Here is a 19937-nt window from a genome sequence, read left to right on the forward strand (position 1 = left end):
CAAAATTACCAAAAATTACCCATAGACAGCAGTAGCATATCTTGCCAAACAATTGCGTTAAACTATTTCGTAAGATGATGAAAATCTCTTGAGGCTGTCGCTAATTAATAAAACTATGGCAATCACTCAACAGCGATACTACACCCCAGAGGAATATTTAGCACTAGAAGAAACGGCTGAGTACAAAAGTGAATATATTGAGGGGAAAATCATTCCAATCGCGGGTGGAACAGTAAATCATAACCAAATAGCACTCAATTTCAGCACTGAGTTGAATTACGCTTTCAAAAAGCAAAACTATCGAGTTTATATGGGTGATGTTCGTCTATGGATACCCCAAAAGCGCATCTACACATATCCAGATGTGATGATTGTGGCTGGTGAGCCGGAATTTCTTAACAACCGTACAGATATAATTTTAAATCCCCAGGTAATAGTTGAGGTGTTATCAAAATCGACTCAAGGCTATGACAGGGAAGATAAATTTCAGGCTTATCGGACAATTTCTAGCTTACAAGAATATTTGTTAATTAATCAACACCAGGTTTATGTGGAACAGGTTTCTAAAACTGGGAAAAAGCAATGGAATTTGCACGAATATAATCAAGAGGATGAGCAAATATCGCTGGTAAGTTTACCTTTTGATATTAGTTTACAAGATTTATATAATAAGGTGAAGTTTGAGGTTATGGAAGGGGAAGGGGAAATTGATAATTTAGATTAGTTGGGTGTACCCAAGGTTTAATTTTTAAACGCAGAGGAACGCGGAGGGAAACGCGGAGGTACGCGGAGGTTTCAGAAAGGTCTGCTGGTTGGGGTGACAAATAGGTGTAGAATATTTATTGATTAGATGTAGGTGTTAATTACGATAAAAGAAAAGTTTGCTATGCGCTTTTTTTGAGGAATTTGGGCAAAGAAATACTGAAGTTTTATAAGATGAAAAATTGCCAATATTATTTTTGGTTATTGGGGGCGATCGCACTCGGTTCTGTTTTGCGTTTTTGGCATTTAGATTTAAAACCTCTGTGGATGGATGAGGTGATTACTGCTATCTTTAGTTTAGGTAAAAATTATCAGGATTTGCCTTTAGATGTGGTTTTTCCTCTGCATCAGGTACATGAAATTTTTACTTTTAAGTCTGGGGTTAGTTGTCGAGAAATCGCTGATAATCTTGCTAGTCAATCTACCCATCCGCCTTTATTTTTTTGTGGGATGTATGGCTGGTTGGCTTGGTTGACTCCTTTGGGTAATGATTGGGTGACAAAATTGCGATCGCTACCTGCTTTGTTTGGTATTGGTGCTATTTTAGCTATTTACGGTGTCAATTGTATCGCCTTTTCACCCACATCAGGAATTTTAGCCGCTTTTCTGATGGCGGTTTCTCCCTTCGCTGTCTATCTTTCTCAAGAAGCACGACACTATACCTTCCCCATGTTCCTGATTACTCTATCATTGTTGGGATTTATGCAAATTCAGCAAGATATTGTTAAAGGACGCATGAGATTTTGGGTTTGGTGTTTATGGGTTTTTATTAATATTATTGGTTTTTATGTTCACTATTTCTTTATTCTAGCTTTTATCGCGGAAATTGCTACTTTACTGATAGTTATTTATTGGGATAAATCTCAGTTAGTTAGTAAGCGTCAAGTTTGGCTAGCTCTAATTATATCTACTGCTAGTGTAATTATATGTTTTCTACCTTGGATATTGATAACTCTTAGCCACGCTCAACGCTCAGAAACTAATTGGCTACCTAGCACAATCATTATTGCACCTTTTTATCAAACTCTGATTAACTGGATGTTGATGATTATAGCTTTACCTGTAGAAAATCAATCATTAATAATTACTATTGTTTCTGGGTTATTAATGTTGAGTTTCACTATTTGGGCTGGAAGCATAATTCTTAAAGGGTTAAAGCAATTATGCTTACAAGATACAACCCGGTTGGCGACATTAACCCTAATAATTTTCACTGCGTTGGTATTATTACAGTGCTTCACTATTGCTTATGTAGTTGGTAAAGATATTACTGCTATTCCCCGTTATAGTTTTGTCTACTATCCTAGTTTTTGCGCCCTTTTAGCAGCTAGCATAGTTAAAATTCCACCAGTCAAAATTCACCAACAAAAAATTATATTAATTTTTATATTAGTTGGTTTATTAAGTAGTATTTTTGTTGTGTTTAATTTGATGTTTCAAAAGCCATTTCAGCCGGAAAAAGTGGCAGAACATATCAATTTTGAACCATCTATACCTGTGATGTTAGTAGTCACTTATGAAAATTATCAAGATGTGGCTTTAGGGCTGAGTTTTGCTTTAAGACTAGAACAAATCAGAAATCAAAAATCTGAGTTTGATAGTTTTGCAGCTTTAAATAGAACCCCTGATTTTTCTGTTGTTTGGGAAAAACTTTCACAACTGTCTACATCCGTTACATCTCGCCTAAATTTATGGATTGTCGCCCCTGGTTTGAGACGAAGGGATTATCCTGAAATGTTGGCGTTATCTGAGCAAATCAATTGTATCATTGACCCCAAACAACACTACCGCATCGGAATTCCTTATCAGCTTTACCGATGCGGTAAGTAATTATTTGGGCATTGGGCATTGTGCATTGGATTTTCCCCTCTCCAAACCTCTCCCCTGCAACTGTAGAGAAGTTGCATGCAACGTCTCTACATATTCCCCCTCCCTATTCCCTCATTTACTCGTCAATTTGCCAGGAATCTTTAGTTACTTCTTCATCTAAGATTCTGCGAGGACGAACTATGATCATTACTTTTCCTAAGATGGGAAATTCTGGTTCTGTTTCAAACCACTGAAAATCTAATTCGCCATCTTGATCAATTACAAAGTAACTAAAGTCATTCCATTGACGCTGGGAACGATCTACAACTACTAAGACAGGCTCAGTTTGGGTTTGTGTCTGACTCGGAAAGCGATCGCTAGTCGTTAAAATCCCCACAGGATCTTCTGCACTCAACAACACTTGCCAACCCGGTAAGGCTACCCAAGCTTGTTCACCGGCAAATTTGACTATGCGAAATGGTTCAATTTCTTCTATCAAAGGTACTGCTTTGAGTTCTTGGGGTGTTAAAGGTAACTCACCCACCACCGGAACAATGCGGGGTAGTTCTTCTTCAGAATCAAAGCGATAAAAGGGAGCAATGGGTGCAGGACGTTGGGAAACAACGGTAAAATCTGTCAGCAACTGTTCTATTTGTTGCCTAGCAGTTTGTGTATGGGCAAAGCGTAAACCTTTGGCAATTAAACGCGATCGCTCTTGTAAATCTGTCTTTTGCCGTGCTAATTTCCAAGCTTGATAAGCTACTGCGTCCCCTGGATGCTGAGAAAATCCTGTGGGTAAAGTGCGGAAGCGAGAAAAATCTTTGACAGCTTTGGCGACTTCCCGCGCTTCATCTACATCTAGTTTATGTTGAAAAGTCAACTCCGCCGCCGCCGCCCGTTCTTCGTGGGTGAGTAACCGCAATTCATATAAAATATCGCTACCACGCACAGCATAGTGCGATCGCGTCGCTTCTGATGCGCCGGCTTTTTCTAGGGAACTATATACTTGTGCGCCAACAATCACCTGATTTTGTTGAATTGGCTCAAATCCCGTGGCTTCAAAAATTTCTTGAGGATTGTAACCGCTTTTTTGCAAAGTAGCGATCGCCAATCCCCACTCCACCCAATTACCTTGTTTTTGTCTTAACTTTCTTAGTAACTCTTGTGTTGCATCATCAGACGCATTCTCAGTATTGGGAGCGTTGGGTGGTAAGTCAGTCATAATCTTCAAATATCAGCTTCTACTTGAGAGGCAAGTTTTATTGTAATCTTTTACAGCGAAATAGCTCTACCCTCTACCGCTAGAGAAAATTTTAGGTTATGAATATTACTCATTAGTATCACCGCAATCCTATCAGTACATTCCCGCAAGGCTTGACAGTAATAATCTACTAAGCTGGTAAGAAATATATAAATAATTGTTACAGGCAATCTCTTATGGCTCATACCATTTCCGACATCCAGACAACTCGCCGTCAAATATCAACTTTAGAAAGACAAAAAAAACTCAAAATCTTGGTAGTTGACGATGAGCCAGATAATCTTGACTTGCTTTATCGCACGTTTCGCCGGGATTTTCAAGTCCTCAAAGCTGATAGTGGCATGAATGCCTTGGAAGTCTTGGCTGTGGAAGGGGAAGTAGCAGTCATTATCTCTGATCAACGGATGCCAGAAATGAAAGGTACGGAATTTCTCAGTAAGACTGTACCCCAGTTTCCCGATACGGTGAGGATAATTCTCACAGGATTTACTGACATCGAAGACTTGGTAGAAGCCATTAACGCCGGGCAAGTTTATAAATATATTACAAAGCCTTGGGATCCTGCTGAACTTAAGGCAGTTGTGCAACGCGCCGCAGAAACTTATGATTTACTTAAGCAAAGAACTGAGGAATTACGCCGCGCCAATGCTCAAATGTCACTGTTGACTGTTTTGGTACAGGTAACTCAAGCATCCCAAAGTTTAGAAGCAACCCTGACACCAATTGCCACAGCATTTAATCAAAGTTTTGCAGCTGATACCTGTATTTTGCAGCTAGTTGCAGGTAACGCACTGACTGCAACTCAAGGTAGTTACAGTGAACAAGGTACTGTAGAGAATTGGTTAGAGCAAGATCCACTGACGCAAGCAGCAATAGCCACCAATCAAATTCAAGTTTCTTTAAATGTCCCGAAAGACGCTCAATTGGCTGATGTGGCTCATTACCAAGCAAGTGGTATCCAAGCTCATGTAGTTATTCCTGTCACCTATCGGGATGATATTTTAGGGGTGTTGTCCCTGCAATGGCAAGAACCAATCTGCTTACGCGAAGATGAATTAAACCTGATTCATTTATCAGCGCAATTGGTAGCGATCGCCCTAGCCAGTAGTCACCCTTATCAAATAAAATAGTCAACCGTCCATAGTCAACAGTCCACAGTTAATAATTAAATAGCTAACGACCAGTGACTAATGACTAATGACTAACGATATTCGTGCCATTTTTGACCGTATTGCCCCTGTTTACGACCAATTCAACGATTGGTTAAGTTTAGGACAACACCGGATATGGAAAGAAATGGCGATTAAATGGAGTGCGGCTAAACCAGGAGATACCTGCCTAGATTTATGTTGTGGTAGTGGTGATTTAGCCTTCAGTTTAGCCAGACGTGTCAAAACCGGCAAAGTCTACGGGGTGGACTTTTCACCCCGGCTGCTAGCAATGGCTCAAGAACGTTCTCAAACCCATTACCCTCAATTTGACATCTCTTGGGTAGAAGCAGATGTACTAAATTTACCTTTTGATAACAATCAATTTGAGGCGGTGACAATGGGTTACGGTTTAAGAAATGTTACAGATATTCGCCGTAGCCTCGAAGAAATACACCGAGTCCTCAAGCCAGGTGCTAAAGCCGCAATTTTAGACTTTCATCGCCCCAAAAACCAGCAATTTCGCGCTTTTCAGCAGTGGTATTTAGATAATATAGTTGTGCCTATGGCCGAGCGCATGGGGATGAAGGAAGAGTACGCCTACATCACTCCCAGTTTAGATCGCTTTCCTCAAGGACAAGAACAAGTAGAATTAGCCCATCAAGTCGGTTTCGTCTCTGCCACACACTACCCCATTGCAAACGGTATGATGGGAGTATTGGTAGTTAGTCGGTAATCGGTAATTGGGCATTGGGCATTGGCAATAGACAAAGGAGACAAGGGAGACAAGGGAGACAAGGGAAAAATTTTACCCCAGTCCCCATTTCCCAAAAATTCTTTAATTTTGAATTTTGTACGCCTTTGGCGTTCCCGCAGGGTATGCGTGAATTTTGAATTAATTTGTCCCCAATCCCCAATCCCCAATCCCCATTATTAATCCAAAAAAAACTGTGGATTGGTCTCATCTTTTATTGTATGTATCTCCCCCTATACTGGGTGGAATTATTGGCTATTTCACCAATGATATAGCCATCAAAATGTTATTTCGTCCCTACCGAGCAATTTATATTGCTGGGCGGAGATTGCCATTCACCCCTGGCTTGATTCCTCGCAACCAGGAACGTTTGGCGAAGAATATTTCTAGTACAATCATGGGGTCACTATTGACACCAGATGAACTGCAAAAACTGGCGCGCAGGTTATTACAAACCGAACGGGTACAGTCAGCAATTCTCTGGTTGTTACGGCTAGCCATTGACCAAATTAAAACAGATAAAAACCAAAAAAGCACCAAAATTGTCGCCGGGATTCTGCGTGATTTGTTAGGGGAATCCTTACCGCGACTTTTGAAAGTTTTGGCAAGACAAGAAGACTTTTTAGAAGCACAAATTAATCAGATTTTTGACCAGATATTACTAGATTTACAACTGAGTGAAGAACAAGCCACACGCTTGGCTGATTGGTTTTTAGAAGTAGTTTTACCGCCAGATACTTTACGTCAAACAATTGTAGACTTTTTAACGGATAACACAATTCAAATTGTTGACGAAACCTTTCGCGAAAAAACCAGTGGTACTTATTGGGTAGTAGCAAATCTGTTTGGTTTGCGGAACACACTCACCAGGCTGAGAACTTTTTGCTTAGATGAAAAAGAATTAACTAATGCCCGGTTACAGGAATTAATTAAAGATTTGCAGTTGCGCGATCGCCTCAAGAAAATTTTGCAAAACTTATCACTGCAAAATTTACCAGTTGGTACAGTTCGTCAACTGCGAAAAACTACACGCGAAACCGTCCGCCAGTATATTCAAACCAGTGGCGGCGATTTACTACACAACTTAACTGAGTCTGTTAATTGGGATAATATCGCTAAACTACTCCTAAATCGCCTGAGAAATTCCCCGGCACTGATAAACTCTTTAGAAGTTGTCAGTAAAGAATTAGCACTGATTTTAGAGCGATATTTAGAAAAGGATTTAGAAGCTATTGTAGCCCAGGTAATTCCGATTTTATCTATTGATCAAGTAATTGTTGACCGTGTAAAATCAACATCGCCGGCTGATTTAGAAGCGGCAATTGAGGGAATTGTGAAAAATGAATTACAGGCAATTGTCACCTTGGGGGGAATATTAGGTTTTATTGTCGGTTTATTCCAAACAGGTTTCTTATTTTTTACTCAACAGTGGTAAGTAGTTACACAGCAAATTTTTGTAGGGTGGGCATGGCTTGCAAGTTGCTCAACACCTTAATTTTAGGTTGTTGGGTGTGCATCGCCTATTCTCATTGAGAATGGTGCAAGTTAGGAGTTTATTGTTTGAGAGAGTAGGAATTAGCCGTAACGCACCAATAAATAAATACGGTGCATGACGCGCTGCTTTAACGCACCCTACAATTTAAGGTTTACTTGCTAAATCATCTCTTAACAGAATGAAATCTATTTTTCATGATGGAATTAATAGCTGTGTAATTTGTTCTATAATCTGGCAGTATTTCTTGAGCCTGTTTATAAACAAAACTACTGCTAGGAATCGCTTCTAATAGGTTAATTGATTTCTGCAATTTATCTCTTGATTGTTGCCACGCTAATAAAGAATTAGACGAAGTTTCCATAAAGAAATTAGCTTCAGTGGCTAACTTTTTTGCTTTTTCTAAGTTGGCTACAGCTTGCTTTTCCTTGGCGGCTCTTTTTTCGATGGTACGATAATTGAGACGATAAATAATTAGTCTTTCTTGGGCTTGTGCAAATACAGATGTGCCTTCAGGAACACTTTCTAAGAGTGTAGTTGCCTGTTGCCATTTAGATGCTGCTTGTTGCCAAACTGTGAGAGGATGAGGGGGTTTTTGAACTAGAGAAGAAGCTTCCATCCCCAGTTTTAAAGCAGATTTAAAGTTGCTGACAGCGATACTTTCTTGATTGAGATTGAGACTCAATGCTTGATTGTGGATAAATTTATCTTGGATGAGCCAACCACCAACGCCTAAGACAGCCAAACTACAAGCCATCACCAGAATTTTATTAACCATCGCTGCTGCAAAATTATCCTTTCTGCTTTTTGTGCGATAATTGATAACTCTTGATTGCTGGTTTTTAGGCTGCTGCTTTGTCTTCTGACTCTCTTTTATTTGCGCCGCAAGTTCAGCAATTTTCTGTTGCAATTTTTCACAATCATTGAGAATATCTGTCAATTCACTAAATTGATGTTTACTAGAAATAATTAATTCATGAGCATCATCTAACCATTCTATGGCAAAGCCTGATTGACCACAGAATGATGATAATGCTAGCATTATGGTTAAAAAGTTGTGACTATTTTTAATAGTGTCAACAACATAATCAAGTCGCTTTTTTACTTGGGATAATTCTTCATTAAGATGATTAACCTGTTGCTTTAACAAGGGTTTATTGCTGGATATATGATTTACTGTCTCTTGAATTTGAATTAATAAACTGGGATGTTGAATGTTGAAATTAATTTGTTGCACTAAATCAGCATCACCTAAAATATCTGCGGCGATCGCCTGTAACAAATCACCCCATTCCAACCAAGAATTTATTTTTGATTTTAGATGAAATAAAGAGATTTCTGTGGCGGGATTGCCAAACTTTTCGGCAATTAAGTTAGGGTTGCCAGTAATAGCAGGATTGACTGCTAAAATACTGGGTATCATCAACCCTGTCATTTGATGCTGTGCAGGTAGCGTCTTGATAGCAACACTTTTACTAGCTACAAGACTAAAATTTTGAGTAATCGCTTGTTGAATTTGTCGTAGTTGTTCCTGAGCATTATTGATCAGGATAACCTGTTGCATAATTTCTTGAGAAGTGCCAATAGTCAGTTTGAGATTATAAACAATTGTTGGCAGTTGATTAATCAATTTTTCTAAGTCAGACATAAATATCTCGTGAGGATTTAGCGAAAGTTTATGTAATTAACTGGAAAATACAGGGGCTGAGGCTAGAAACTAGATAAGAGAGATTTTCCAGGCTAGGTTGAGAGAAAGACAGATTGAGAAAGCAAACCTGTTATTAATATTCACAAATGACTTGAGAAAACCGGAAAACGCCTGTGTTATAGATAACTTACCCGTGAAAGTCCAAAAAATCACAGCCAGGAAGTCATAAATCAAGCAAACAACAGATTTATAGTTCCCGGACACTTTGCTAAAGTAACAAGTCCTATTTTTCAGAAAATGGGACATGGGTAACAGATATCGGGAAATTACCTTGTCTTCAATCCCCAAACCTTATGAATGAAACTGATTTAGCTTTTACCCCTGCCTTAGAGTTGGCGCAATTAATTCGTCGCCGGGAAATCTCACCGTTAGAATTGGTGGAAATATATTTAAACCGGATTGAGCGTTTAAATCCGCAGTTAGGCAGTTATTTTACAGTTGCAGCAGATTTAGCACTTGCAGATGCTACAGCCAAAACAGAATTACTCACAACGGCGACTGAACTACCACCATTTTTTGGTGTACCAATTTCGGTTAAAGACCTCAACGCTGTAGCGGGTATAACTTGTACCTATGGGAGTCCGGCGTTATTGAACAACATCCCAGACTGTGATGATGGAGTTGTCACACGCATCAAACAAGCTGGATTTATTATTCTCGGTAAAACAGCCACCTCCGAACTAGGTTCATTTCCTTACACAGAACCAACGGGATTTCCCCCAGCCAGAAATCCTTGGAATTTAGAATACACCCCAGGTGGTTCTAGTGGTGGTGCAGCTGCGGCAGTCGCCGCCGGATTATGTGCGATCGCCCAAGGTTCGGACGGTGGTGGTTCAATTCGGGGGCCTGCGGCTTGTTGTGGATTGGTGGGCATTAAGCCATCACGAGGCAGAGTCAGTGACGCACCAGTAGGCGATCGCCTCGCCGGAATTGCTGCCAATGGCCCGATTGCCCGTACTGTTGCTGATGCGGCTGCTATGTTAGACAGTATCTCTGGCTACATCACAGGTGATCCCTACTGGCTACCCAATCCAGAACCGTCATTTTTAACAGCTGCACAAACCCCACCAAATAGTTTGCGAGTTGCCTTTGCTACCGATATACCCCCCTTGGGTCAAGCAGATGCTAACTGTCAGCAAGCTGTTTTGCATACAGTGAAGTTACTAGAAGCGAATGGTCATCAAGTTACAGAAACAAGTCTTGATTTTAGTGCGTTAGTCGAACCATTTCAAATTGTCTGGCAATCTGGAATAGCTGGTTCTGGTATCCCACCAGAGGTATTACAGCCTGTGAACCGTTGGCTATTGGCGCGGGTGGGTAGCGTGGGTGAATACGTCCAAGCAGTGTATAAAATGCAGATAGTTGCTCGGCAAATCTTAGCATTTTTTGATACTGTGGATGTGTTAGTATTACCCGTATATTTACACTCACCGATTCGAGTCGGGGAATGGGCTAATTTAAGTCCTGAAGATACATTCCAACAAATTATTAATTGGGTTGCTCCTTGTCCACCAGCCAACGCTACCGGACAACCAGCGATCGCTTTACCTGTAGGTTTTGATAGCAACGGTTTACCCATGAGTGTACAGCTAATTGGTAAACCCGCCGCAGAAGCCACCATCATCAGCCTCGCCGCCCAGCTAGAAGCCGCTAACCCTTGGATTTATCGCCGTCCAGCCTTGTCCTGATTTAAACACCAATCCCCATAGGTGGGCAATCCTCATAATTTGCTTAAAAGCTTATTTTTAGCTTGTCGGCATTGCCCACCTGATGATGATTGAGTGCAATATATAGTATTGTAATATACTAAAAATACTAATATTACTTAATTTTACAAGTTTTGATTAAAAAAGTTGGATTACTACCCATACTTGTGAACTATAAGCTAGTTAAAGCTTGTTTATATTTTTTGAGTAGTTGAGTGTTAATCGTGACGTATTTGCCACGAATATCCCAGTTTTGGCTTGATTTGGTCTTGATTTTTGTTTAAGTCCCGTTAACTTGTGCATCTTTCCACATTAAGGGTAGATGGCTGACCTGGATGAATTTTACGCAGTCTATGTTAAAAATACTCAAATATCTTAGTATCTGTTTCATTACTACCTGTTTGCTATTCGCTTGTCATGCTTCGACACCAACGAAACTCAAACACCCTCCCTTGAAAATACTAGCTGGATATTTTGTTGGGGAGTATCCAGCCATCATTGCTCAAGAAAAAGGATTCTTCAAAGCCCAAGGCGTAGATGTGGAACTAATTCATAAACAGGATATACAATTGATACAAGCAAATGCCAGTGCGGGTAAGTATGATGGGGGTATAGCTTCTTTGGGAAGTTTTATCATGTTGAGTGCCACAGATCCAGAGATACAAGCCGTGATGGTTGTAAATGAATCAACAGGAGCAGATGTAGTAGTCGCCCAATCAGAAGTTAAAACCATTGCTGACTTGAAAGGTAAAAAGCTGGGTGCAAATCTAGGCGGTTTTAGCGAAGTTTTCGTGACTGAGATGTTGAAAAAAGCTAACTTAACCAGCGACGATGTGAACTTGGTTAAATTAGAGGCTTCAGAAATTCCTCAAAGTCTCAAAAATAATGTTATTCAAGCCGGACACACTTGGCAACCGCATCTTTCTGAAGCTGTGAAATCAGGGGGACGTATTTTATTTACCAGCAAACAAACCCCTGGCTTGATTTTAGATGTGATTGGCTTTCGCAAAGAGATAACCCGCGCTCGCCCCGAAGATGTTCGTGCATTTGTGCGGGCATGGCTGCAAGCAGTAAACTACTGGAAAGCAAATATTCAGGAAGGAAACGCTATCATCAGCAAAGTGTTAAAAATTCCTAGCAATACAATCTCTCTGGAGGGTATAAACCTCACTAATTTAGCAGAAAATCAAAAATTCTTTCAATCTAGTAACCCTAACTCCGTCTACAAAACGGCCAAGATATATGCAGACTTTTTTATTCGCGCTGGAAACATAACGCGCCTTCCTGAGTTAGAAAGTTTGTTCAATTCTTCTTTCTTGAACCCTCCCTCCTAGTATAAAGTTATGCAGCAGACTTTTTTGGGTGGAATTCGTAGCAAGTTGATCGCCTCATTTCTAATTGTTGCTTTAATTCCGTTGCTGTTATTGGCATCTATTAACAAACAGACAACAGAAAACGCACTTACTAAAAATGCAAAACAGGCTTTATCTGCGGCGGCTAAGGAAACAACTAACAAAATAGATGCTTTTATTGATGCCAATCTCAATGCTGTGCGCGTAGAGGCAATTTTACCAGGTTTGGCACGTTACCTTAGCCTCACTCCACAACAGCGAAATGATAGCCCCGAAATGCAATTTGCAACACAAACATTAAGCCGTCTTAGTCGCAAAGATATGCTCAACATTCTCTCATACTCCTTGCTCGATTTAAACGGGAAAAATGTATTGGATACAGAGAAATCGAATATTGGCAAAGACGAATCAGCCGCAGATTATTTTCAACAACCACTGCAAACAGGCTTATCTTTTGTTTCTAGCATGAAGCTATCGTCAACAATTCCTGATCTGGTTACTCTCTTTTTTAGTAGTCCAGTTCGCAATGCCAAGGGCGATATATTGGGTATATTGCGAGTTTCCTATAATGCTACTGTTGTGCAGCAATTAGTAACTAGAGAAACTGAAAAGGTTGGGACTAAATCCTTTGCTATTCTTTTGGATAAAAATAATATTTATTTAGCCCATAGTACAGCACCCGAACTACTTTTTAAATCAATTGTGCCTCTGCCTTTGGCTGTTGTAAATCAACTGCAAAAAGAAGATCGCTTGCCTAATTCTCCTGTTAAAGAATTGGCAACTAACGAGTTTAAACTTAAGCAAGCATTGGATGATAAACAATCATATTTAATTACATCTTTGTCATCAACAGGTAATCAGGTAAATCTGATTGCGATCGCTCGGTTAAAATATAAACCTTGGTCTGTGTTATTTGCACAACCCCTTAGTGTTGCCCTAGCACCTGTAGAAAAGCAAATTCATGATGCAATGTTTCTCTTGGCAATTATCGCTTCAGTAGTGACAATTATCGCTTTTGCTATTGGGCAACTGCTAACAAAGCCAATAATTTACCTTACAAATATAGTGTCCCAGTTTACCGCAGGTAATTTAGATATCCGCGCCAAAGTTGGTTCAAAAGATGAAATAGGTCAACTTGCAAGATCGTTTAACGACATGGCACTTGAATTACAAATATCTTTGGAAACTTTGGAACAAAGGGTACAACAGAGAACAGCAGAGTTAGTAATTGCAAATCAGAAACTAGAACAACTGGTAAATCTCGATGGTTTGACTCAAGTGGCTAACCGTCGCTGCTTCGATGAACGACTGCAAGCAGAATGGACCCGCCTTGCACGAGAACAACAACCCCTAGCACTGATTTTATTTGATGTTGATAAATTTAAAAATTATAACGACTATTATGGTCATCTTGGAGGCGATGATTGTCTAGTCAGAGTAGCTCAAACAGTGCAACAAAAAGTTTATCGTCCTGCTGATCTCGTAGCGCGTTACGGTGGAGAGGAATTTTCCATACTCCTTCCTAATACTGACTTAACAGCAGCAATTAAAGTCGCACAAAATATTCAGCAAGCAATTCACGATCTAGCCCTTCCCCATGCAAAATCTGATGTCAAGGATATCGTTACCGTTAGTATGGGAATTTGCTCACTCATACCTTCTTTGGACATAAAGCCAGATACACTCATTAGTTCAGCAGACCAAGCATTGTACCATGCCAAACAACAGGGGCGCGATCGCTATTGTTACTCATCAGATGAGAATTCAATTAACAGGTGAGGAGCGATCGCTCACCCAAGTCCCATGACTCTACATACGCTGGATGACACACTCCGGTAAACTTCTGATTATTCGGGATATATGGTTTAATCCAGCTTTATGCAAGCAAATTTGTTAACTAATGTGATTCTGCCCCTTTCCTTGGCTATTATCATGCTGGGAATGGGTTTATCTTTGCAGCCAGAGGATTTTCAACGTGTAACTAAGTATCCGAAAGCCGTCTCAGTCGGCTTGGTAAGCCAGTTAATACTTTTACCAATCATTGGTTTGTTAATTGCTAAAACAGTCCCCATGCAGCCAATAATCGCCGTGGGATTAATTATCGTGGCATTATGTCCTGGGGGCGTATCATCAAACGTGGTGACATATCTAGCCGGTGGGGATGTGGCGTTATCAGTAACTCTCACAGTGTTGAGTAGTATCATTACCATATTTACCATTCCCATTTTTGCGAATCTGGCACTGCAACATTTTTTAGGACAAAGTGCAGCGATCGCACTGCCGATAGGTGCGACAATGTTGCAGATATTCCTAATTACAATGGTGCCGATTGGGTTAGGGATGTATATACGCCAGAGGTTTACAGATACGGCTTTACGTTTAGAAAAAGTAACTAATCGCCTAGCGATCGCCTTACTTGCCATCATTATCTTGTTAATCTTGCTCCGAGAATGGCATCGCCTCCCAGAATTTATCTTGCAAGTCGGTATTGGGGTGGTGATGTTGAATTTGCTCTCAATCCTGGCAGGATACTTTTTGAGTAAACTGTTTAAACTGAATATTCGCCAACAAATATGTATTGCTATTGAAGTTGGATTTCAAAATGGCACGCTAGCGATCGCCATCACTGCCGGGTTGCTGAATAATGCGGATATGGCGGTTCCTGGTGCTATTTATGGCTTATTTATGAATCTCACTGGCTTTGTCATCATTAGCTATGGCAGAAAATTAGCTGCAACTAATTCCATTAATCGGAATTTTCTAGGTAAAGTCTAAGGGAGCAAATTCTCCAAAAGCAAACTACCAGCTAGGCGATCGCAGTGATGCTATTTTTGGCATCATGCGATCGCCTAGTGAGAATATACCTTTAGCACGTTAAGCTGGATGAAGTAGCAATTCATTGCAATTTTTCAATTCAATCGCCTATCCTTGTTAATTTTAAATTTTCCCTGCTTGAGAAACCTGGAATGCTAGACCAAATTTTTGACTACCTGCACTTTCATCTCAGCATTGAAGCTGCGATAGTCCTGCTGATATTAGTATTTTTAGAAGCAGTGCTATCTGCTGACAATGCGATCGCCCTTGCCGCCATAGCCCAAGGACTAGACAATAAAAAACTGGAACGTCAGGCACTCAATATTGGTTTAGTCGTTGCCTATGTACTGCGAATTACCCTGCTGCTGACTGCAACTGAGGTACAAAAATTCTGGCAATTTGAACTTTTGGGTGCTGCATACCTACTCTGGTTAGTATTCCAACACTTTACCTCGGACGAAAGCGCAGACGAGCATCACCACGGGCCACGGTTTAATTCTTTGCTACAAGCAATACCAGTAATTGCTTTAACAGACTTAGCCTTTTCTTTGGATAGTGTGACAACTGCGATCGCAGTATCTCAAGAAAGATGGCTAGTATTAACGGGGACAACCATAGGGATTATCACCCTGCGCTTTATGGCTGGCTTATTTATCCGTTGGTTAGATGAATTTGAAAACTTAGAAGATGCGGGATATATCACCGTCGCCTTGGTGGGGTTGCGCCTGTTATTGAAGGTAATAAACGATGATTTCGTGCCACCAGAATGGTTAATGATTACGGCGATCGCCCTAATTTTAACTTGGGGATTTTCCAAACGCCATCTCACAGAAGCACCCCAAGTAGAAGCGGAAAAAACAGAAGTACCAAAGTGAGGGATTGGGGACAAAACAATTCAAAATTCAAAATTCAAAATTAAGAATTAAGAATTAAGAATGTTTGGGGAAAAATCCCCCTCATCCCCCACCCTGCGGGTTCGCGTTAGCGTCTCTGAAAGAGAAGCTAAAGCTACATCTCCCCCCACTCCCTACTCCCAACTAGATTACTCGTGCAACCAAGGTGTTAAATGAGGTTGCCAGCTAACTAATTCTTCATCTTTAAACCACAGGGAAATTTCCCGTTGAGCAGTTTCTAAAGCATCAGAACCGTGGATCAGGTTGCGACCGATATTAATGCCAAAATCTCCCCGAATTGTTCCTGGTTCTGCGGTTAAGGGATTTGTCGCACCAATGATTTTTCTAGCAGAAGCAACAACACCATCGCCTTCCCAGACCATCGCTACCACTGGGCCAGAAGTGATAAATTCGACTAAACTGGGGAAGAAAGGTCTTTCGCGGTGTACATCGTAATGCTTTTCAGCCAATTCCCGGCTGACTTGCAAGAACTTCAAACCAACAAGGGTAAAACCTTTTGTTTCAAAGCGACGGATAATTTCGCCTACCAGTCCACGTTGTACGCCATCAGGCTTAATTGCTAAGAATGTGCGTTCCAAAGCTATCTCCCTAAAGTTAATCAAATTTTTATGTAGTCAAGAGTCAACAGTTGATAGTCAAAAGTCTATAGTCCCCAGCCTCAGAGTTTTTGCTAATGACTCATGACCAATGAGTATTAACTACTGACCAATCAGAGTTTATCTCAGAAGTTATCTCTGAGTGCATATATTTGTCTATAGATTCAGCGAAGTTTTACGATACGTTGCCCAATTAATGCGTTAAATTGTTTATTCGTGGGTGAAACACAGAGGTCAGACATGGGTGTTGAGTCAACTGCTACATCAGAAGAGGTGGTAAAAGTACCGTCTAACAGCAATAAGTTAGAAGGAAAAGGTCACAAACCGAAAAGGCTGCTAGCACCAAGTACAGGAGATGTCTCTCGGACTTGGAAAATTGAGGATAGCGAAGCTTTATACCGGATTGAAGGTTGGGGGCAACCTTACTTTTCGATCAATGCGGCTGGTCATGTGACTGTTTCTCCCAAAGGCGATCGCGGCGGTTCTCTGGATTTGTTTGAGTTAGTCAATGCTTTGAAACAGCGTAATTTGGGGCTACCGCTACTGATTCGGTTTTCGGATATTCTCGAAGACCGGATTGAACGGTTAAATGCTTGTTTTGCCAAAGCGATCGCCCGTTATAATTATCCTGGTGTATATCGTGGTGTGTTTCCTGTCAAGTGCAATCAGCAACGGCATTTGATTGAAGATTTGGTGAAGTTTGGCAAGCCCCATCAGTTTGGTTTAGAAGCCGGTTCTAAACCAGAATTAATGATTGCCTTAGCTTTATTGGACACCCCAGGCGCATTGCTCGTTTGCAACGGCTACAAAGACCAGGAATACATCGAAACAGCAATGTTAGCCCAAAAACTCGGACAAACACCAATTATCGTCTTAGAACAGGTAGAAGAAGTCGATTTGGTAATTGCTGCTAGTCATCAATTGGGAATTAGACCGATTTTGGGTGTCCGCGCTAAATTAAGCACCCAAGGTATGGGACGCTGGGGAACATCTACAGGCGATCGCGCCAAGTTTGGCTTGACAATTCCCGAAATCATCCAAGCAGTTGACAAATTGCGCGACGCTGATTTACTCAGTTCTTTACAGTTGTTGCACTTCCATATTGGTTCGCAAATTTCCGCCATTAATGTGATTAAAGATGCCATTCAAGAGGCAAGCCGCATTTATGTGGAATTAGCAGCCCAAGGTGCAGACATGAAATACCTGGATGTAGGCGGGGGCTTGGGTGTAGATTATGACGGTTCTCAAACCAACTTCTACGCCTCGAAAAACTACAATATGCAGAACTATGCTAACGATATTGTAGCCGAGTTAAAAGATACCTGTGCAGAACGGCAAATACCCGTACCTACCCTGATTAGTGAAAGTGGTCGGGCGATCGCTTCCCATCAATCGGTGCTGATTTTTGATGTTCTCAGTACCAGTGATGTCCCCCTCGATACCCCCGAACCGCCACAAGAAGGCGAATCCCCAGTTATTAAGTACCTGTGGGAAACCTACCAATCCATCAACCCAGAAAACTATCAAGAGTTTTACCACGACGCAACCCAATTCAAAGAAGAAGCCATCAGCCGCTTTAATTTGGGAATTTTGCGTCTGAGAGAACGAGCCAAAGCCGAACGGCTGTACTGGGCTTGTTGTCAGAAAATTCTTAACATCATACGTCATCAAGATTACGTACCTGACGAACTGGAAGACCTAGAAAAAATCATGGCTTCCATCTACTACGTCAATTTATCAGTGTTTCAATCAGCACCAGATTGTTGGGCGATTGATCAGCTGTTCCCGATTATGCCCATCCATCGCCTAGACCAAGAACCGACACAACGCGGAATTTTAGCAGACTTAACCTGTGACAGCGATGGCAAAATCGACCGCTTTATTGACCTGCGGGATGTCAAATCTGTTTTAGAATTGCACCCCTTCCAAGCAGGAGAACCCTACTACCTGGGAATGTTCCTCAATGGTGCTTACCAGGAAATCATGGGCAATTTACATAACCTATTTGGCGACACCAACGCCGTTCACATCCAGTTAACCCCCAAAGGCTACCAAATTGAACACGTAGTCAAAGGCGACACCATGAGCGAAGTAGTCAGCTACGTGCAGTACGATTCTGAGGATATGGTGGAAAACATCCGCCAACGCTGTGAGAAAGCCTTAGAAGAAAGGCGTATTACTCTAGCTGAATCTCAGCGACTACTGCAAACCTATGAACATAGTCTCAGAAGATACACATATCTCAATAGCTAGGGACTAGGGATTGGGGACTGGGGATTGGGGACTGGGGACTGGGGATTGGGGACTGGGTATTAAGAATAAATTCTCCTCTGCTCCTCCGCTCCCTCCGCTCCCTCCGCTTCCTCCGCTCCCTCATCTCCCCTGCCCCCCCTGCTGATTCTCTAGACTCTAACCATTTGTTCCCAGTAATTCCTCAATAGCTTGTCGTTCCACTGGGGTAGTTTCTGGTGGTGCTTGTCTTGCGTCGGTAATCAACCAGTCTAAAGACGCTGCTTGCACATCAATAGCTGCGCCGGTTTTATCGACACAGTAACGTCCAAACACCAACTTATCCACCAGTCTCACACCAGGGCCTAAACGTGACCATTCAAAGATGACGCTGTTATCAACCGTCGCGCCACTGCATATCCAGCAGTTAGGGCCAATCATCGCCGGGCCGACGATTTTCGCACCGTCTTCTATTCTGGTCATGCCACCAATGTAAACAGGGCCTGTAATATCCACTTTGTCCCAATTGACAGCCACATTTAAACCAGTGTAGATACCTGGTGCTACTTCGTGACCAGGAATCTGGACATTTTTGATTTCACCCAACAACACACCGCGAATGGCACGCCAGTAGTCTGGGACTTTACCAATATCAACCCATTCAAAGTCCATCGGAATGGCGTAGAAGGGCGCACCAATTTCTACTAATTTGGGGAATAATTGACTACCAATGTCATATTCCACGCCAGAGGGGATGTATTTAAATACCTCTGGTTCAAAAATATAAATCCCTGTGTTGATGTTAGTGCTAAGGGCTTCTTCTACTGAGGGTTTTTCTTGGAAAGCTTTGACACGACCATCTTCTTCGGTGACGACGACACCGTAACTAGAAACTTCTTCTAAGGGTACAGTTTTAGAAATGATGGTAGCAATTGAACCCTTGGATTTATGCCACTTGACGGCTGCCGTCAAATCTAGGTCAATTAAAGCATCACCGCACAAAACTACAAAGGTGTCATCAAAAAACGGTGAGAAGTCTTGGATGCGGCGCATACCGCCGGCTGATCCAATTGCTTCCCCTACGAGTTTACCGTCATCGTCAATTTTTCCTTCAAAGGAATAGCCAATCTGTACGCCAAACCGTTGACCATCACGGAAATAGTTTTCAATTTCCTCAGCCAAATGGCTGACGTTGACCATAATTTGGTCAAAACCATGTTGACGTAAAAGTTCTAGTAAAAATTCCATCACTGGCTTTTGCAGGATGGGAATCATCGGTTTGGGAATCGTATACGTAATCGGACGGACACGAGTACCTTTACCTGCTGCGAGAATCATCGCTTTCATAAAAGTTTATTCCTCAACCACAAGCCAGTTTACTTTCAATGAGTG

15 protein-coding genes are annotated in these 19937 nt (G+C 41.4%); 11 read left to right on the forward strand and 4 right to left on the reverse strand.

Features of this window, described 5'->3' with window-relative positions; translation table 11 throughout:
* Positions 1–115: 115 nt before the first annotated feature.
* Together A3775_RS01810 and A3775_RS01815 are read left to right on the forward strand one after the other, a co-directional pair.
* Positions 116–724 carry a Uma2 family endonuclease gene (locus A3775_RS01810; RefSeq protein WP_066382551.1) on the forward strand — a complete coding sequence of 203 codons (609 nt, stop codon included), beginning with the start codon at positions 116–118 and terminating at the stop codon, positions 722–724.
* 212 nt (positions 725–936) lie between these two features.
* A complete protein-coding gene (locus A3775_RS01815) occupies positions 937–2592 on the forward strand; it encodes a glycosyltransferase family 39 protein (protein WP_066423625.1) in 1656 nt (551 codons plus the stop codon).
* Positions 2593–2707: 115 nt separating this feature from the next.
* Here A3775_RS01815 and A3775_RS01820 read toward each other — a convergent pair whose 3' ends face one another.
* The gene (locus A3775_RS01820) at positions 2708–3793 is read right to left on the reverse strand and encodes a RuBisCO accumulation factor 1 (RefSeq protein ID WP_066423631.1); all 1086 of its coding nucleotides are present in this window, start codon (positions 3791–3793) and stop codon (positions 2708–2710) included.
* A 215-nt stretch (positions 3794–4008) separates the two neighbouring features.
* Between A3775_RS01820 and A3775_RS01825 the strand changes: the two genes are divergently transcribed.
* The 3 genes from A3775_RS01825 (at position 4009) to A3775_RS01835 (ending at position 7169) form a co-directional block, all read left to right on the forward strand.
* On the forward strand, positions 4009–4962 hold the full coding sequence (locus A3775_RS01825; RefSeq protein ID WP_066382546.1) for a response regulator: 954 nt from the start codon (positions 4009–4011) through the stop codon (positions 4960–4962).
* 67 nt (positions 4963–5029) lie between these two features.
* Positions 5030–5716 (forward strand): bifunctional demethylmenaquinone methyltransferase/2-methoxy-6-polyprenyl-1,4-benzoquinol methylase UbiE, encoded by a 687-nt coding sequence (gene ubiE / locus A3775_RS01830; protein ID WP_066382540.1) that lies wholly within the window; start codon positions 5030–5032, stop codon positions 5714–5716.
* Positions 5717–5930: 214 nt separating this feature from the next.
* Positions 5931–7169: a DUF445 domain-containing protein gene (locus A3775_RS01835; RefSeq protein ID WP_066382535.1), complete on the forward strand. Its 1239-nt coding sequence runs from the start codon at positions 5931–5933 to the stop codon at positions 7167–7169.
* Between the two features lie 223 nt (positions 7170–7392).
* Here A3775_RS01835 and A3775_RS01840 read toward each other — a convergent pair whose 3' ends face one another.
* Complete coding sequence (locus A3775_RS01840) at positions 7393–8874, reverse strand: hypothetical protein (protein ID WP_066382534.1); 1482 nt, start codon at positions 8872–8874, stop codon at positions 7393–7395.
* Positions 8875–9227: 353 nt separating this feature from the next.
* Between A3775_RS01840 and A3775_RS01845 the strand changes: the two genes are divergently transcribed.
* The 5 genes from A3775_RS01845 to A3775_RS01865 all read left to right on the forward strand — a co-directional run bounded on the left by A3775_RS01845 (position 9228) and on the right by A3775_RS01865 (position 15681).
* Positions 9228–10622, forward strand: coding sequence for an amidase (locus A3775_RS01845; RefSeq protein WP_066382533.1), 1395 nt, complete (start codon positions 9228–9230; stop codon positions 10620–10622).
* Positions 10623–10993: 371 nt separating this feature from the next.
* On the forward strand, positions 10994–11974 hold the full coding sequence (locus A3775_RS01850; RefSeq protein ID WP_066382526.1) for an ABC transporter substrate-binding protein: 981 nt from the start codon (positions 10994–10996) through the stop codon (positions 11972–11974).
* A gap of 9 nt (positions 11975–11983) precedes the next feature.
* Complete coding sequence (locus A3775_RS01855) at positions 11984–13771, forward strand: diguanylate cyclase domain-containing protein (RefSeq protein ID WP_066382524.1); 1788 nt, start codon at positions 11984–11986, stop codon at positions 13769–13771.
* A gap of 99 nt (positions 13772–13870) precedes the next feature.
* The gene (locus A3775_RS01860; protein WP_066423634.1) at positions 13871–14767 is read left to right on the forward strand and encodes a bile acid:sodium symporter family protein; all 897 of its coding nucleotides are present in this window, start codon (positions 13871–13873) and stop codon (positions 14765–14767) included.
* Positions 14768–14958: 191 nt separating this feature from the next.
* Complete coding sequence (locus A3775_RS01865) at positions 14959–15681, forward strand: TerC family protein (protein WP_066382520.1); 723 nt, start codon at positions 14959–14961, stop codon at positions 15679–15681.
* Between the two features lie 167 nt (positions 15682–15848).
* On the opposite strand, the gene ndk is transcribed toward A3775_RS01865, so the two are convergent.
* Entirely contained in the window at positions 15849–16298 is a 450-nt protein-coding gene (ndk, locus tag A3775_RS01870; protein WP_066382518.1) for a nucleoside-diphosphate kinase, read from the reverse strand.
* Between the two features lie 258 nt (positions 16299–16556).
* On the opposite strand from ndk, the gene speA reads away from it, so the two are divergent.
* A complete protein-coding gene (gene speA / locus A3775_RS01875) occupies positions 16557–18569 on the forward strand; it encodes a biosynthetic arginine decarboxylase (protein WP_066423635.1) in 2013 nt (670 codons plus the stop codon).
* A 156-nt stretch (positions 18570–18725) separates the two neighbouring features.
* On the opposite strand, the gene A3775_RS01880 is transcribed toward speA, so the two are convergent.
* Positions 18726–19892, reverse strand: a complete 1167-nt coding sequence (locus A3775_RS01880) for a sugar phosphate nucleotidyltransferase (RefSeq protein WP_066382514.1) — start codon at positions 19890–19892, stop codon at positions 18726–18728.
* Positions 19893–19937: the final 45 nt, after the last annotated feature.

Source organism: Anabaena sp. 4-3 (assembly GCF_001597745.1).
Lineage (GTDB): Bacteria > Cyanobacteriota > Cyanobacteriia > Cyanobacteriales > Nostocaceae > Trichormus.

Bases quoted from the DNA above. Each gene is read 5' to 3' on its own strand.
- speA (WP_066423635.1), top strand. From the start codon at position 16,557: ATGGGTGTTGAGTCAACTGCTACATCAGAAGAGGTGGTAAAAGTACCG.
- A3775_RS01850 (WP_066382526.1), top strand. From the start codon at position 10,994: ATGTTAAAAATACTCAAATATCTTAGTATCTGTTTCATTACTACCTGT.
- A3775_RS01840 (WP_066382534.1), bottom strand. From the start codon at position 8,874: ATGTCTGACTTAGAAAAATTGATTAATCAACTGCCAACAATTGTTTAT.
- A3775_RS01810 (WP_066382551.1), top strand. From the start codon at position 116: ATGGCAATCACTCAACAGCGATACTACACCCCAGAGGAATATTTAGCA.
- A3775_RS01855 (WP_066382524.1), top strand. From the start codon at position 11,984: ATGCAGCAGACTTTTTTGGGTGGAATTCGTAGCAAGTTGATCGCCTCA.
- A3775_RS01860 (WP_066423634.1), top strand. From the start codon at position 13,871: ATGCAAGCAAATTTGTTAACTAATGTGATTCTGCCCCTTTCCTTGGCT.
- ubiE (WP_066382540.1), top strand. From the start codon at position 5,030: ATGACTAACGATATTCGTGCCATTTTTGACCGTATTGCCCCTGTTTAC.
- A3775_RS01845 (WP_066382533.1), top strand. From the start codon at position 9,228: ATGAATGAAACTGATTTAGCTTTTACCCCTGCCTTAGAGTTGGCGCAA.
- A3775_RS01815 (WP_066423625.1), top strand. From the start codon at position 937: ATGAAAAATTGCCAATATTATTTTTGGTTATTGGGGGCGATCGCACTC.
- A3775_RS01880 (WP_066382514.1), bottom strand. From the start codon at position 19,892: ATGAAAGCGATGATTCTCGCAGCAGGTAAAGGTACTCGTGTCCGTCCG.
- A3775_RS01820 (WP_066423631.1), bottom strand. From the start codon at position 3,793: ATGACTGACTTACCACCCAACGCTCCCAATACTGAGAATGCGTCTGAT.
- A3775_RS01825 (WP_066382546.1), top strand. From the start codon at position 4,009: ATGGCTCATACCATTTCCGACATCCAGACAACTCGCCGTCAAATATCA.
- A3775_RS01865 (WP_066382520.1), top strand. From the start codon at position 14,959: ATGCTAGACCAAATTTTTGACTACCTGCACTTTCATCTCAGCATTGAA.